Source organism: Micromonospora sp. NPDC005174 (assembly GCF_040608495.1).
GTDB lineage: Bacteria > Actinomycetota > Actinomycetes > Mycobacteriales > Micromonosporaceae > Micromonospora.
The window spans coordinates 67,659-81,674 of sequence record NZ_JBEXIJ010000018.1; the positions used below are offsets into that span (position 1 = coordinate 67,659).

The following is a 14,016-nucleotide window of genomic DNA, read 5'->3' on the forward strand; positions in this document are numbered from 1 at the left end:
CCGACCCTAGATCACCCGTCGCCTCCCGCCCTGCTCACCCTCGGGCGGCGCGCACGGCGGCGTACGCGTCGACCTGACCGGCGCCGGTGACGTTCGCCGGGCTCCCGCAGGCGTCGCTGGGATTGCGTGAGCGGTACGTGGGCTCGGCCGGCGTGGCGGTGTCCCGCAGGATCTGCCGGGTCCGGGGCAGGTCGCCGATCAGCGTCGGGTTCGCCGACCACATGAGCGCCACCACTCCCGCCACCTGCGGGGTCGCCATCGACGTGCCGTCCAGCGCCGCGTACCCGCCGCCGGGCATGGCCGACACCACGCCCACGCCGGGTGCCAGTACGTCCGGCTTGCCCGCGCCGCCGGGCACCGGCCCGCGCGAGGAGAACTCCGCCACCCGGCGCTGCGCGTCCACCGCGCCCACGGTCAGCACGTTGGCGTACGGCGCGGGAGCGTCGTCGATCGACGCGCACCACGGGCCGGTGTTGCCGGCGGCGGCGACCACGAAGATGCCGGCCGCGTCGAGCGCCGTGGTGGCCGGGAGCAGCGTGTCCCGGTCGCAGCCCTCGATCGAGGGGCAGCCCCACGAGTTGGTCAGCACCTGCGGGGCGCGTTCGGGCCGACCGTCGGTGAACGGGTCACCACCGGCGGGGAAGGGCGCCAGCATGAACTGGAGGCAGTCCAGGTAGTGCCCCGGGCTGCCCAGGTTGCGGTCCAGGTTGACGCAGCCCACCCACTGCGCGTCCGGTGCCACGCCGATGCCGTCCCGCCCGACCGCGCTGCCCACCGTGTGGGTGCCGTGCCCGCCCTGGTCGTTCGGTGCCCGGGTGCCGTCCCACGGGTCGTACCAGGAGTCGTCGCCGCCCCGGAACCCGGCCCGCAGCGCCGGATGGCCGCCGTCGACGCCGGAATCGGAGCTGCCGACCACGATTCCCCTGCCGGTCACGCCGAGTTGAGACCAGACCCGGTCCGCGCCGAGTTGCCGGATGTTCCACTCTGGACCGGTGGGTGCCGGCGCGGTGCCGCGGGTCTGCCCCGCCGGGGCGGGTAGCGGCCGGAGGCGCTGGCTGACCAGTACCCGGGCCACCTCGGGCCGTCGGGCGAGCCAGGCGCGCACGGCTGGGCCACCGTCCACCTCGACCGCGTTGACCAGGTAGTACGGCACCGGGTCGAGCCGTAGACGCTCCGCAGTGCGGCGCAGGTCGGCCTGGGTGCGGTCCGCGGTCGTGACCAACCGCCGGTAGACCTCCGCCGTCCGGGCGTCCCGTCCGGCCTGCCCGGGTGCGCCGGCCGGGATGCCGCCCACGTCGGCCTGCTCGCGCAGCACCACCAGCAGCCGCTCGCCGTGCAGGCCGGGTTGACCGGGCCCGACGTCGACCACACCGAACGCCACCAGCAGCACCAGGGCGGTCGCCGCCGCCATCCGACGGCTCGGGACACGGGCCGTCGGCCGGGCGAGCAGCACCGCGTACCCGATGGCCACCAGGACGGCCACGGCGAGCCCGGCGGCGGCGGCCGCCGCCACCCAGAACGGCACGTCGCGGGTGCCGACCAGGAGCAGGGTGATCTCCTCCGGGTCGGTGAACGCCAGCGGCCCGAGCGCGGCCAGGCCCACCAGCCAGCCGGTCGCCGCCCGTCCGCCGCGAACCTGCTCGGTCGAATCGCCGACGGGTTGCCGGGTGGCGGCCGGCTCGGCGGTGAAATGCCAGGTCGCGGCCCAGAGCGCGGCGAGCGCGAAGCCCGTCGGCGGGAGGGTCAGCAGAGCGGGCAACTGAGCGCCGGACTGGCCCGCCCCGGCCGCGAGCAGCAGCAGCGCGACACCGGCGACCAGGCCGCCGACCAGCACCAGCCGGGCCGGCCGGGGCGGTCGACCGACCGCGAACCGGGACCACAGGGCGGCGTCCAGAAGCGTCGCCGCCAGCACCCCGAGGGCGGCGGCGGCCACCAGCGCGAGGACGGTCTCCAGGAGCCCGCCGAGCGCTCCCAGCCAGGCCCAGGGCAGCAGCAACGCCAGCCCGGCGGCGACCGCGAGCAGCGACACGGTGCCCGGCCGGCGCGAGCCACGCGCGGGCTCCGCGCTGCCGGCGGCCTCGGTGCTGGCGGCGTCGCCCTCGTCGCGCCGGGCCAGGCCGTCGACCAGGCCAGCCGTCCCGGGGTACGCCCGCCGACGCCACGACCAGCGCACGGCGAGCGCGGCGAGCAGCGTCGTGGCGGTCAGCGCGGCGAGGTACGCCTCGTGGTGCACGGGCGGCACGACGCGCAGCAACGTGAGCACCCCGAGGGTGAGCGCGGCAGCCAACCAGACCCGGCCGGTGGCCCGGATCGTGGTCGAGCGGGGCAGCACGGTCAGCAGCAGGGCGGGCGTGCCGACCAGCACCACGGTGGCCAGGCCGAGCACCGGCCAGAGCCAGCCCACCCGGTCCCGTCCGAAGCCGAGCAGCACCTGATCGGTGAGCCAGCCGCCGGTCTGGGTGGCCACCGTGACCGCGACGATCCAGCAGCCGACGAACACGGCCGCGACCACCGCCCACGGGGAGCTGCGGTCGCCGGCTACGGAACGCGCGGGCTCACCATGCATCCGAGAACTTTACGACCACCTCGAAGATCTTGAACAGTTTCCGTCAGCCGGGCGGGTCCTGTCCAAGATCTGCGGCCGGACGACCGGGGGCGGGGCGGGCGGCACATGTCGACCGGCTGGTACGGCGGTTACGGTGGATGAGTGCGTGACCCCAATGTCTCCCGATCCGTCGCCGGGCAACTCTCGCCGATCCGCCGTACGACAGACCTGCGCCGGCTCCGCGCCGAGCGCTTCGACGTGCTGGTCATCGGGGGTGGGGTGACCGGTGCCGGTGCTGCCCTGGACGCGGCCTCCCGGGGCCTCAAGGTGGCCCTGGTCGAGGCGCGGGATCTCGCCTCGGGCACGTCTAGCCGGTCCAGCAAGCTCATCCACGGCGGGCTGCGCTACCTGGAGCAGTTGGAGTTCCACCTGGTCCACGAGGCGCTGACCGAGCGAGGGTTGCTGGCGACCCGGCTCGCGCCGCACCTGGTGCGCCCGGTGCCGATCCTGGTGCCCCTGCCCGCCGGGCGAGGGCTGCGGGACCTGCCGGCGCGCATCTTCCGTCGCTCGTACTACGGCGCGGGCGTGGCCGCGTACGACGCCTTCGCCGGGATCTTCGGCGGTGGCCGGGGCATGCCGCTGCACCGGCACCTGACCCGGGAGGGCGCGCGGCGGATCTTCCCGAGCCTGCGGGCCGACGCCCTGGCCGGTGCGATCCGCTACTACGACGGGCAGGTCGACGACGCCCGGCTGGTCGTCACCCTGGCCCGCACCGCCGCGAGCCTTGGCGCCACGGTGGTGAGCAGCGCCCGCGCCGTCGGGCTGATCCGGCAGGCGCGAGAGGTCACCGGTGTCCGGGTCCGCGACCTGGAGGCCCCGGCCGGCTCACCGGACGCGGAGTTCGAGGTGCACGCCCGTACCGTCATCGCGGCCACCGGTGTGTGGAGCGACGACATGTCGCGGATGCTCAACGACGTGGGCCTGCGGCCCGGCATCCGGGTGCGCGCCTCGAAGGGGGTGCACCTGGTGGTGCCCCGCTCGGCGATCACCGGGGAGACGGGGCTCATCCTGCGTACGGCGACGTCGGTGCTCTTCGTGATTCCGTGGGGCGGGCACTGGATCATCGGCACGACGGACACCGACTGGCGGCTGGACCGGTCCCACCCGGCGGCCTCGGCGCGCGACATCGACTACTTGTTGCAGCAGGTCAACACCGTGCTGGACCGGCCGTTGACAACCGCCGACATCGAGGGCGTCTACGCCGGGCTGCGCCCCCTGCTGGCCGGCGAGGCCGACTCCACCTCGAAGCTCTCCCGGGAGCACGCGGTGTTCGAGCCGATGCTCGGGCTGCTGCTGGTGGCCGGCGGCAAGTACACGACGTACCGGGTGATGGCGTCCGACGTCGTCGACCGGGCCGTACGCCGGTTGGGGGGCGGCCGCGAGTCGCGGACCGCCGACCTGCCGCTGCTCGGCGCCGACGGGTACACCGCACTGTGGCGGGACCGGGCCGACCTGGCCCGGCGGCACGGCGTTCCGGTGGGCGTGGTGGAGCACCTGCTGGAGCGGTACGGGAGCCTCACCCTCGACCTGCTGGCATTGGTCGATGCCGAGCCGCTGCTCGCGTCGCCGCTGGCCGGCGCCCCGGAGTACCTGGCGGCGGAGGTGACCTACGCGGCGCGGGCCGAAGGGGCGCTGCACCTGGAGGACGTGCTGACGCGGCGTACCCGGATCTCGTTCGAGACGAGCCACCGTGGGCTGGAGTCGGCGGACCACACCGCCGAGTTGATGGGTGCGGTGCTCGGGTGGGACGCGGCCACGCGGGCCCGCGAGGTCGAGCACTATCGCGCGCGGGTCGAGGCGGAGCGCCAGTCCCAGCTCATGCCGGACGACGCCGGAGCGGACGCTGCCCGACTCGGTGTGCCGGACGCACGCGGATACGCCGCGGACCGGGGCGGCGACGATCATGCGGAGCTGCGGTCGACCGCCAGATGACCGGAATGTAACGCTACCGAGGGGTAACAAGCGATAGCGGCCCGGATGGTGGTTTCGAACGCTACCTACGGTGGGGTAGGTTTCCGCGCGTGCCTAACCGCGCGCGCCCTCGTCTGCTCGCCACTCTTCTCGGTGTGGTGCTCGTCGGTGCATCGGCCGGGTGTTCGCTGCTCGGCCGCGACGACGCCGCCGACACACCGGCCGCCCCGCCGCCGCCCGGCTCGGCTGCCGGCGGGTCGTCCCCCGAGGTCCCGACGACGGTCGCTAAGGGGCAGGTCAGCCTGCTTCAGCGCCTCGGCGCCGACGCCCCGCTGCGTACCCTGAGTGTCGAGCGGGACGGCTCGTGGCAGTGCCTCGACTGTGCCGGCGACGGGGTCACCTCCCGGGGCAGGCTGGCGCCGGAGCAGACCGAGCGGCTTCAGGTGCTCCTCGCCGATCCTCGGCTCGCCGAGGAGACCGACCAGGTCCGGCGGTACCGGACCACCTGTATCGACGCGCTGACGTCGAGCCTGCTCACCTCGTCCGGGCTGATCAGCTCGCAGGACTGCCCCGGCGAGGAACGCCCGCCGGTGGCCGGCGAGATCCTGTTGCTGCTCACCCAGGCGACGCCCGCCGAGGTCCAGGGCTGAGGGCAGCCCGTCAGAGCACTTTGCCGGGATTGAGCAGGCCGGTCGGGTCCAGTGCCGACTTGATCGCCTGGTGGACCCGGACGCCGACCGGGCCGATCTCCTGCGCCAGCCAACCCCGCTTGAGCAGGCCCACCCCGTGCTCGCCCGTGCAGGTGCCGCCCAGGTCCAGGCCGAGCCGCATGATCTCGTCGAACGCCCGGCGACCCCGCTCCACGCTCGCCGGATCGGCCCGGTCCACGACGATGTTCGGGTGCATGTTGCCGTCCCCGGCGTGCCCCACCACGCCGATCGGCACGTCGCAGTCCGCCGCGATCCGGGCCACCCCGTCGAGCAGCGCGGCGAGCGCGCCCCGCGGCACCGCCACGTCGTCGATCACCAGACCGCCGCTGCCACCCGGGTGGGTCTCGGCGGCGAACTTCTCCATCGCCGGGTGGGCGAGCCGGCGGGCCTGCAACAACGCCGCTGCCTCCAGCGCATCGGTGGCCGCGTAGACCTCCTCGGCGCCGGCCGCCTCGCACACCTCGGCCAGCGCGGCCAGGTCGTCGGCCGCCCGGCCACCGGTGTCGGCGGCGGCCAGCAGCAGGGCCTGCGCGTCGGTTCGCAGACCCATCGGCTGGTACGCCTCGATCGCCCGCAGGTGCGTCTGGTCGAGCAGTTCCAGCAGGCTCGGCGTGAGACCCCGGGCGGCGATCTGGGCCACCGCCGTGCCGGCCGCCGCCGTGGAGCCGAAGACCGCCACCAGGGTCAGCGACTCGGCCGGGGCGGGCCGCAGCGCCACGGTCACCTCGGTGATCACGCCGAGGGTTCCCTCCGAGCCGACGAAGAGCCGGGTCAGGTCGTAGCCCGCGACCCCCTTGGCGGTACGCCGACCGGTGCGCAGCACCTCGCCGGAGGCGAGCACCACCTCCAGGCCGAGCACGTACTCGGTGGTCACGCCGTACTTCACGCAGCACATGCCGCCGGCGTTGGTGGCCACGTTGCCGCCGATGGTGGACGACTCCCAGGAGCCGGGGTCCGGCGGGTACCAGAGGCCCTGCTTGGCGACCGCCCCGGCCAGCGCGGCGTTGACGACGCCCGGCTGGACGACGGCGATCCGGCTCACCGGGTCGATCTCCCGGATCTCGTCCATCGCGACGGTGCTGAGCACCACCGAACCGTCCACCGCGTTCGCCGCGCCGGCCAGGCCGGTCCGCGCACCCTGGGGCACGACCGGTACGCCGTACCGTGCCGCCGCCCGGATCACCGCGACCACCTGCTCGGTGGTGCGGGGGCGGGTCACCACCAGGGGTACGCCGGCGGCGCACAGGTCGGCCTCGTCGCGCTGGTGCACGCGCAGCAGGTCCGGGTCGGTGAGCACGGCGTTCTCGCCCAGGGCGGCGCGCAGGTCGTCGAGGAGTCCGGTGGGGGCCATGCCGCCGAGGCTAGGTCGCCGGCCACCGATCATCAACGCGAGCTAGCCTCGGCGGCATGCTCTACCTGGACCGGCCGGCGTGGCCGGCGCGCGGTCGGCTGTGGTCGCACCTGATCAGCGACGTCTCCTACGCCGAGTTGCACGCCTTCGCGGAGGCGCTGGGCGCGCCCCGGCGCGGCTTCGACCGGGACCACTACGACATCCCTGCCGACCGGTTCGCCTCGGCGGTGTGGCTCGGTGCCCGGGTGGTGCCGAGCCGGGAGCTGGTCCGGTTGCTCCGCGACGCCGGTCTGCGTCGCCCGAAGCACCTCAGTGCGCCGCCGACCCGGTGAGAGTGGCCAGCTCCCGGCCCAGGTTGGCCCGGGCGGGCGCTTCCCACCGCGCGGCGAGCGGCGGTAGCCGGAACAGCGTGGGTAGCTCCAGTAGCCCGGTGAGCACGGCGGCCCGTCCGCTCCGGAAGGCCGGCTCGGGCACGTGGGCGTACTCCCGTCGGATCGCCGCGGCATAGCGGTCGTAGGCGGCCGGCGGGCCGGCCAGCACGGCGAGGTCCGCGTCGCAGAGCAGGGCACCGTCGGCGTCGTCCCGCGTGACCCGGTGCCCGGCGGTGAGCAGGACCAGCCGGCGGACCTCGGCGACGGCGGGCGCCGGCACCCCGAGCCCGGTGAGCAGACTCTCGGCCAGCGCCGCGCTGTCCCGTTCGTTGGCGTCGCCGGCGGCCCGTGGGTCGTAGACCGCGTCGTGGCACCAGGCCGCCAACCGGACCAGATCCGGCCGCCCGGCCAGCCCGGCGTGGCGGTCCACCACATCGAGGACGACGCCCAGGTGCGCGACGGTGTGGTAGTGCCGGTGCGGCTCCCCCCAGCGGGCGAGTAGCTGTTCACCGGCCCGGATGATGCGCTCGTCGGGTTTCGCACCGGCGGCGTGGGCCGCCGCCCGCCACCGGTCCAGCAGATCCGCCACCGCCCGAGTCTGCCGCATCCGCTCGCGCGGCACGCGCACGGGAGGATTCAGCGGCCCTGCCACGGGTAGTCGCGCCCATGGCGGCGGCCCGGGACAAGAGACCTCCGATGGTGCGGCGTGCCCCGCTGCGCGATGGACTGGTGGATGTCGACGGGGCGCGGATCGCGGAGGCCACCGAGCAGCTCCGGCACCGCGGCCGGGCCACCCTGCACGACCGGCTGCACCGGGTACGGATGGCCGGTGGGCTGGCCGTGCAGGCTGGTCTGGCCGCCGGCCTGGCGTACCTCGTCTCGCACAAGGTGCTCGGCAATCCGCAGCCGGTCTTCGCGCCGATCTCCGCCGTCGGCACGCTGGCCGCGTCGGTGGGCCAGCGCTTCCGCCGGACCGTGGAGCTGATCGTCGGTGTGGGCGTCGGGGTATTCGTCGGTGACCTGCTGATCTACTTCCTCGGCACCGGCGCGTGGCAGCTCGGCCTGGTGGTCACGGTGGCGATCCTGCTCACCATCTTCGCCGGCGCGAGCGTGGCCATCGTCATCCAGGCGGCGGCCACGGCGGTGCTGATCGTGACGCTGAGCCCGTCGACCCAGAACCTGGAGATCCCCCGCTTCGTCGACGCGTTCCTCGGCGGCGGGGTCGCCCTGCTGGTGACGGCTGTGCTGCTGCCGCTGAACCCGCTCCGAGTGATCAACCGGGCCGCCCGGCCGGCGCTGGACCTGCTCGCGGCGCAACTCGACGCCACCGCCGACGGATTGCGCGCGCGGGATCGCGCCGGCATCCAGCGGGCGCTGGAACGGCTGCGCAACAACAAGGACGAGCTGGCGACCCTGTCCGAGGCGATCGAGGGGGCGAAGGAGACGGCCACCCTGTCACCGGCCCGCTGGCACCGTCGCAGCGAACTCACCCACTACGCGGAGGCGGCCGACCCGATCGACCGCGCGATGCGCAACTCCGGCACGCTGATCCGCCGGTCCGTCACCCTGATCGAGGACGACGAGCCGGTGCCCGAGACCATGCCGGACGCGATCGGCCACCTCGCCGAGTCGGTCCGGCTGCTCAAGCACGAGTTCGCGGTGGGTGAGGAGCCGCAGCAGGCGCGGGAGCGGTCGCTGCGGGCCGTCAGCGAGGCCGGGCGGGCGTACGGCGCAGGGGTCGGCTTCTCCGGCAGCGTCGTGGTCGCCCAGATCCGTACCACGGCCAGTGACCTGCTGGTGGCCTCCGGGATCGAGCAGGAGGAGGCGAACCGCTGCATCCGGATCTCCTTCGGGGAACAGGAGCGGCCGGTCGGCGAACCGGCCGAGCCGGGCGAGGCGCCGAAACCACCCACCGCCCCGCCGGTCGGCTGAGCACGGGGCTCAGGCCAGCTCGGCGAGCGCCGCGAGCAGCCGGTCGACCTGGGCGGCGGTGCTGCCCAGACCGATGCTGGCGCGCAGCGCGGTCGCCGGAAGATCCCTTCGGCCGGTACGCGCGGCAGCCTCGCCGAGCAGCCGCCGGGCCAGCGGATGGGCACAGAACAACCCGTCGCGTACGCCGATCCGGTGCTCGGAGGCGAGCCGCGCGGCCACCGTCGCGGAGTCCTGACCGGCGACCACGAACGACACGATGCCGACCCGGGGCGCGTCCGCGTCGAAGGTCCGCAGCTCCACCACGTGCGGCAGGGCGGCGAGGCCGTCGCGCAGCCGAGCCAGCAACGCCTGCTCACGGGCGTGCAGCGCGACCCGGTCGGCGTCGGCCAGCGCCGCGCACACCGCCGCCAGCGCCACCGCGCCCAACAGGTTCGGGGTGCCGGCCTCGTGCCGGGCCGGGCCGGTCGCCCAGGTCACGTCATGGGTGGCCGGCCCGACGTTGCTGGTGGCACCGCCGCCGACGAGGTACGGCGGGGCGGCGTCCAGCCAGTCCGCCCGGCCGACGAGCACACCCGCGCCGAACGGGGCGTACAGCTTGTGGCCGGAGACGGCCAGGTAGTCCACGTCGAGCGCGTGCAGGTCGACCGGGGCGTGTGGGGCGAGCTGCGCGGCGTCGAGGACGATCCGGGCGCCGTGCCGGTGGGCCACCCGGGCCAGCTCGGCGACCGGCCACAGCTCACCCGTCACGTTGCTCGCCCCGGTGACCGCGACCAGCACCGGCAGCGCGGGGTTGCTGTCGCGGCGCAGCTCGGTCAGGGCGGCGGCGAGAGCGCGTACCGCCCCGGCCGGGTCGGCGGGCACCGGCAGGCGTACCGAGCCGCGCGGCCAGGGCAGCAGGTTCGCGTGGTGCTCACCGGCGAAGGTGACCACAGTCGTGCCAGCGGGCAACGACCGGGCCAGCAGGTTGAGGGCGTCGGTGGTGTTCCGAGTGAAGATCACGTGGTCGTCGGCACGCGCGCCGAAGAAGTCGCCGACCGTCTGCCGGGCCCGCTCGTACGCCAGGGTGCAGCGCCGCGACAGCGCTCCCGCGCCCCGGTGCACGCTGGCGTACCAGGGGAGCAGTTCGGTGACGGCGTCGGCCGCGGCCCGCGCGCACGGCGCGGTGGCCGCGTAGTCGAGGTTGATCTCGCCGGGTACGCCGAGCACGTCGAGCGCCACCGACGGCGCGGACGCGACGGCGGGCAGGCTGGGCAGCGAGGGTACGAGAGTGACGGACACGCCGGAACCTCCGGGGTCAGGGACCCCGGGTGTGCCTGTCGGGACGGGGTCCGCGCTTGCCCAGCACGCCGATCGGGCTGGGCCCGGTCATCACCCGGGGCACCCCACCGCGAACTCGACGAGGGTTGCCGGCCAGCAAGCCGGGGCTTGACGCTGGCGCTCGTGACCTGCCGGCAGCATAGCGGCTGTGGATGCGCCCGGACCAGCCGGCGGCGGATGGCTACGCTGACCGCATGGCCGACACCCCGCCCGGTGCACCCCTGCCGTCGCCGCCGCACACGCCCGCGGCCCCGCCCGCCGGCTCGTCACCCGGGATGCCGCCGCGCCGCTTCGGCTGGGTGCGGTTCCTGGTGCTGGCCGGGGTGGTGCTGCTCATCGCCGCGTGCGCGGTCTTCATGGTGTTCACCCTCGGCCAGTCGCTGGGCGTACAGGCGCTGCTGGTCGGGGTGGTCGCCGCGATCCTGCCGGTGCCGGTGCTCGTCGCCTGCTTCCTCTGGCTCGACCGTTACGAACCGGAACCCCTGAAATATCTGATCTTCTGCTTCGCCTGGGGCGCGTTCGTCTCCACGGCCGCCTCGCTGAACGTGAACGAGTTCGCCGCCGGACGCTTCGCGGACTGGGGACTGCCGGATGCGCTGACCGGCGTGCTGGTGGCACCGTTCATCGAGGAGCTGACCAAGGCCCTCGGCCCGATCCTGCTGCTGATCTTCCGCCGCCGGGAGTGGTCCGGGATCACCGACGGCCTGGTCTACTGCGGGCTCTCCGCAGTCGGCTTCGCCATGGTGGAGAACATCCTCTACCTGGGCGGATACGGCTACGCGGCCGGTGCCGACCGGTACGGTCCGGCGACCGGTACCCAGCAGGTGATCGCCATCTTCATCGTGCGGATCCTCCTCTTCGGGTTCGCCCATCCCCTCTTCACCTCGATGACCGGTGTCGGCCTCGGGGTGGCCTCCCGTACCGCCGACCGGCGTGTCCGGGTGCTGGCCCCGATCGCCGGCCTGCTGCTGGCGATGATGCTGCACGGGACGTGGAACCTGCTGCCGACGCTGACCCAGGCCACCGGCGAGGCAGTGATCATGCTGTACGGCTTCCTGGGCCTGATGGTGCCGGTGTTCTTCGGCGTGGTCGGGCTGGCCGTGTGGTTGCGCGCCTGGGAGGGACGGCTCACCGAGCGGACGCTGCCCGACTACGTACGCGCCGGCTGGTTGAGCCCGCCCGAGGTGGCCGCTCTGAGCAGCCTGGGTCGTCGGCACGCCGCCCGGAGCTGGGCGCGCCGCGTCGCCGGGGACGCCGGGGCGCGGGCGATGCGCGGATACCAGCTCGCGGCGACCCGGCTGGCCCTGCTGCGCGACGGGACGCTGCGCGGTCTCGACCGCAAACCGGCCGACCGGGAGCGGACCGCCGTCGAGGAACGTCAACTGCTGGAGGCGATCACGGCGTACCGGTCGTACTTCGTGGGCCGCGATCCGCAGGCCCCGGCCGGCGTCTGGGACGGCAGCCAGTACCACCTGCGCTTCCCGGACGGTACGCGGCGATCGGTCGCCGCGCCCGACGAGCCGGTGGTGCCCATCCCGGTGGTGCTCGCCCCGCCGCCCCCGGTCAACCACCCGCCGGCCGGCTGGCACGAACTACGCCCCGCCGCGCCGTGGCCGCACGGTCACGCCTGAGCGCGGCCGGGCGGCGGGTCAGGTCATCAGCGTGGTGAGGAAGTCGCCGAGCCCCTGGGCCATCGCCATGAGCGCGACCCCGATCCCCTTGAACAACTGCGCGGCACCGTCCGGGCGGAACGCCATGAAGTAGATCAGGAACGCGACGCTGCCCCAGGTCAGCAGCTTCTTGACGAATACCGGCATCGTCCCTCCCCAGGGCCACGGTCGCCGGCTGGCTTCCCGTCGTACGCGCCGACAAACGGCGCGACCGCGCTCGGGGGGAGGTCTACAGGTAGAGGCCGGTGGAGTCGTTCTCCACCCGTACGGCGGCCACGGCGTGCACGTCGCGCTCGCGCAGCAGCACGTACCCGCGGCCGTGCAACTCGACCTCGGAACGCTCGTCCGGGTCGAAGAGCACCCGATCGCCGGAGACGATGGCGCGGACGTTCGGCCCCACACCCACGGCGGTCGCCCAAGCGAGGCGCTTGCCGACCGCGGCGGTCGCCGGGATGACGATGCCAGCGGTGGAGCGACGCTCGCCCTCGCTGCCGTCCATCCGCACCAGCACACGATCGTGCAGCAGGCGGATGGGCAGGCCGGAGTCGAGATCCTGGTCGGCGGTCACGGGGCAGACGCTACCGTGTCGCAGGTGACCGGCTGCCGGTGGTTACGCCCACGGCGATGCGGGCATTGTGTGGCGGAACTGCCCTACGGTGTCGGGAACGGACGTATGCTGTCCGACCTGTCGCCCTGGGCGGACGACTCTTCTGCCAGGAGGTGCGCTTGAGCCGCTTCGAGCAGGTACGCGGGCGGCTGCGCCGCGCCTACCAGTCAGGACAGAAGTCGGTGAGCATCGCTGAGCAGACCCCGGGCGACGCCCCGGAGACGCCGGGAGTGGCCTCGCCGGCCATCCCTGGGCCCGTCGCACCGGCGAAGGCCACGGTCGTCGGCGCGGAGCCTCCGGTGGACCTGCACAGCTCGACGTCCAGCCGGGACGACGCCGACGTGCCGCACGGCCTACGGATCGCCGCCGCCTGGTGCTGGCGGCTGATCGTGATCGGTGTGGTGGCCTGGGCGCTGCTCCGGATCGTCGGTACGGTCCGGATCGTGATCATCCCGTTGGCCATCGCGATGCTGCTCTCGGCACTGCTCGCGCCGGCCGTGGGCTGGCTGCTGCGCGCCCGGCTACCCCGTTCGATGGCGACGGCAGTGGTGCTGGTCGGCGGCCTGGCGGCCGTCATCGGCACGCTCACCCTGGTGGTCAACGAGTTCATCCAGGGCGTACCGGAGCTGAGCGAGAAGTCGTCGCAGGGTGTCCGGCAGATCCAGAACTGGCTGAAGACGGGTCCGCTGCACCTGTCCGACACCCAGCTCGACCGCTACATCGACGAGGCGCAGGGCTGGATCAACGACAACACCTCGAAGTTCACCAGCGGCGCGCTGAGCACCGCGGCGACGCTGGCGGAGGTGCTGACCGGCACGCTACTGGTGCTGTTCGCGACGTTCTTCTTCCTGCGCGACGGCAACAAGATCTGGCGTTTCGTCGTACGGCTGCTGCCGGTGGCCGCCCGCTGGAAGGTCGACGACGCCGGCCGGGCCGCCTGGCAGACCCTCGTCGCGTACGTCCGTGCGACCGTGCTGGTCGCCTTCATCGACGCCGTCGGTATCGGCATCTTCCTGGTCGTCTTCGACGTGCCGTTCGCCTTCCCGCTGGCGGCGCTGGTGTTCCTCGGCGCGTTCATCCCGATCGTCGGCGCGGCGCTCTCCGGAGGCGTGGCCGTGCTGGTGGCGCTCGTCGACAGCGGCCCGGTCACCGCGCTGATCATCCTGGGTGCGGTGATCGGTGTGCAGCAGGTGGAGGGGCACATTCTCCAGCCCCTCATCATGGGTCGGGCGGTGGCCATCCACCCGCTCGCGGTGATCATCGGGATCGCGGCGGGAGTGGTGCTCGCGGGTATCACCGGCGCGCTGGTCTCCGTGCCGCTGATCGCGGTGCTGAACACCGCGGTACGCCGGCTGGCCGCCCGCACGGTCCCGGACACCCCACCAGACGCCGTAGTAGTCGCCTCCCAAGCCCCCTAACCCGCCCCGCCCCCGCCCCCCGCGCTCCCCACGCCCCCGCGCCCCCACGCTCCCCACGCCTCCTCGCTCCGCGATCTTGCACTTTCTGTCGCGGCATAGAGGGCATACCGTGCTAAATCAACCA

Annotated in this window: 12 protein-coding genes and 1 riboswitch; of the genes, 6 read left to right on the top strand and 6 right to left on the bottom strand. The window is 73.9% G+C overall.

Translation table 11 applies throughout. The features are described from left to right. Positions 1–34 precede the first annotated feature (34 nt). Positions 35–2,566: a S8 family serine peptidase gene (locus tag ABZU91_RS20435; RefSeq protein ID WP_355242525.1), complete on the bottom strand. Its 2,532-nt coding sequence runs from the start codon at positions 2,564–2,566 to the stop codon at positions 35–37. Between the two features lie 141 nt (positions 2,567–2,707). On the opposite strand from ABZU91_RS20435, the gene ABZU91_RS20440 reads away from it, so the two are divergent. Together ABZU91_RS20440 and ABZU91_RS20445 are read left to right on the top strand one after the other, a co-directional pair. Continuing rightward, complete coding sequence (locus ABZU91_RS20440; protein ID WP_355242528.1) at positions 2,708–4,537, top strand: glycerol-3-phosphate dehydrogenase/oxidase; 1,830 nt, start codon at positions 2,708–2,710, stop codon at positions 4,535–4,537. Positions 4,538–4,626: 89 nt separating this feature from the next. Further along, a complete protein-coding gene (locus tag ABZU91_RS20445; protein ID WP_355242531.1) occupies positions 4,627–5,166 on the top strand; it encodes a hypothetical protein in 540 nt (179 codons plus the stop codon). A gap of 10 nt (positions 5,167–5,176) precedes the next feature. Here ABZU91_RS20445 and ABZU91_RS20450 read toward each other — a convergent pair whose 3' ends face one another. Further along, positions 5,177–6,577 (bottom strand): FAD-linked oxidase C-terminal domain-containing protein, encoded by a 1,401-nt coding sequence (locus tag ABZU91_RS20450; protein ID WP_355242534.1) that lies wholly within the window; start codon positions 6,575–6,577, stop codon positions 5,177–5,179. Positions 6,578–6,633: 56 nt separating this feature from the next. Between ABZU91_RS20450 and ABZU91_RS20455 the strand changes: the two genes are divergently transcribed. Next, positions 6,634–6,909, top strand: a complete 276-nt coding sequence (locus ABZU91_RS20455) for a DUF4031 domain-containing protein (protein WP_355242537.1) — start codon at positions 6,634–6,636, stop codon at positions 6,907–6,909. Here ABZU91_RS20455 and ABZU91_RS20460 read toward each other — a convergent pair. Beyond that, positions 6,887–7,537 carry a metal-dependent phosphohydrolase gene (locus ABZU91_RS20460; RefSeq protein ID WP_355242540.1) on the bottom strand — a complete coding sequence of 217 codons (651 nt, stop codon included), beginning with the start codon at positions 7,535–7,537 and terminating at the stop codon, positions 6,887–6,889. The two genes, ABZU91_RS20455 and ABZU91_RS20460, sit on opposite strands and share 23 nt — an antisense overlap. A 107-nt stretch (positions 7,538–7,644) precedes the next feature. Here ABZU91_RS20460 and ABZU91_RS20465 point away from each other — a divergent pair, with 107 nt between their 5' ends. Next, entirely contained in the window at positions 7,645–8,880 is a 1,236-nt protein-coding gene (locus ABZU91_RS20465; RefSeq protein WP_355242543.1) for an FUSC family protein, read from the top strand. 9 nt (positions 8,881–8,889) lie between these two features. Here the strand turns inward: ABZU91_RS20465 and ABZU91_RS20470 are convergent, their stop codons facing one another. Further along, positions 8,890–10,158: an aminotransferase class V-fold PLP-dependent enzyme gene (locus tag ABZU91_RS20470; protein WP_355242546.1), complete on the bottom strand. Its 1,269-nt coding sequence runs from the start codon at positions 10,156–10,158 to the stop codon at positions 8,890–8,892. A gap of 47 nt (positions 10,159–10,205) precedes the next feature. Then, positions 10,206–10,326, bottom strand: a riboswitch (SAM riboswitch). 23 nt (positions 10,327–10,349) lie between these two features. Between ABZU91_RS20470 and ABZU91_RS20475 the strand changes: the two genes are divergently transcribed. Beyond that, entirely contained in the window at positions 10,350–11,828 is a 1,479-nt protein-coding gene (locus tag ABZU91_RS20475; protein WP_355242549.1) for a PrsW family intramembrane metalloprotease, read from the top strand. 18 nt (positions 11,829–11,846) lie between these two features. Here ABZU91_RS20475 and ABZU91_RS20480 read toward each other — a convergent pair whose 3' ends face one another. Together ABZU91_RS20480 and ABZU91_RS20485 are read right to left on the bottom strand one after the other, a co-directional pair. Then, positions 11,847–12,014: a hypothetical protein gene (locus ABZU91_RS20480; protein WP_355242552.1), complete on the bottom strand. Its 168-nt coding sequence runs from the start codon at positions 12,012–12,014 to the stop codon at positions 11,847–11,849. An 82-nt stretch (positions 12,015–12,096) separates the two neighbouring features. Further along, positions 12,097–12,435: a co-chaperone GroES gene (locus ABZU91_RS20485; RefSeq protein WP_355242555.1), complete on the bottom strand. Its 339-nt coding sequence runs from the start codon at positions 12,433–12,435 to the stop codon at positions 12,097–12,099. Positions 12,436–12,593: 158 nt separating this feature from the next. Here ABZU91_RS20485 and ABZU91_RS20490 point away from each other — a divergent pair, with 158 nt between their 5' ends. Continuing rightward, positions 12,594–13,892, top strand: coding sequence for an AI-2E family transporter (locus ABZU91_RS20490; protein WP_355242558.1), 1,299 nt, complete (start codon positions 12,594–12,596; stop codon positions 13,890–13,892). Positions 13,893–14,016: the final 124 nt, after the last annotated feature.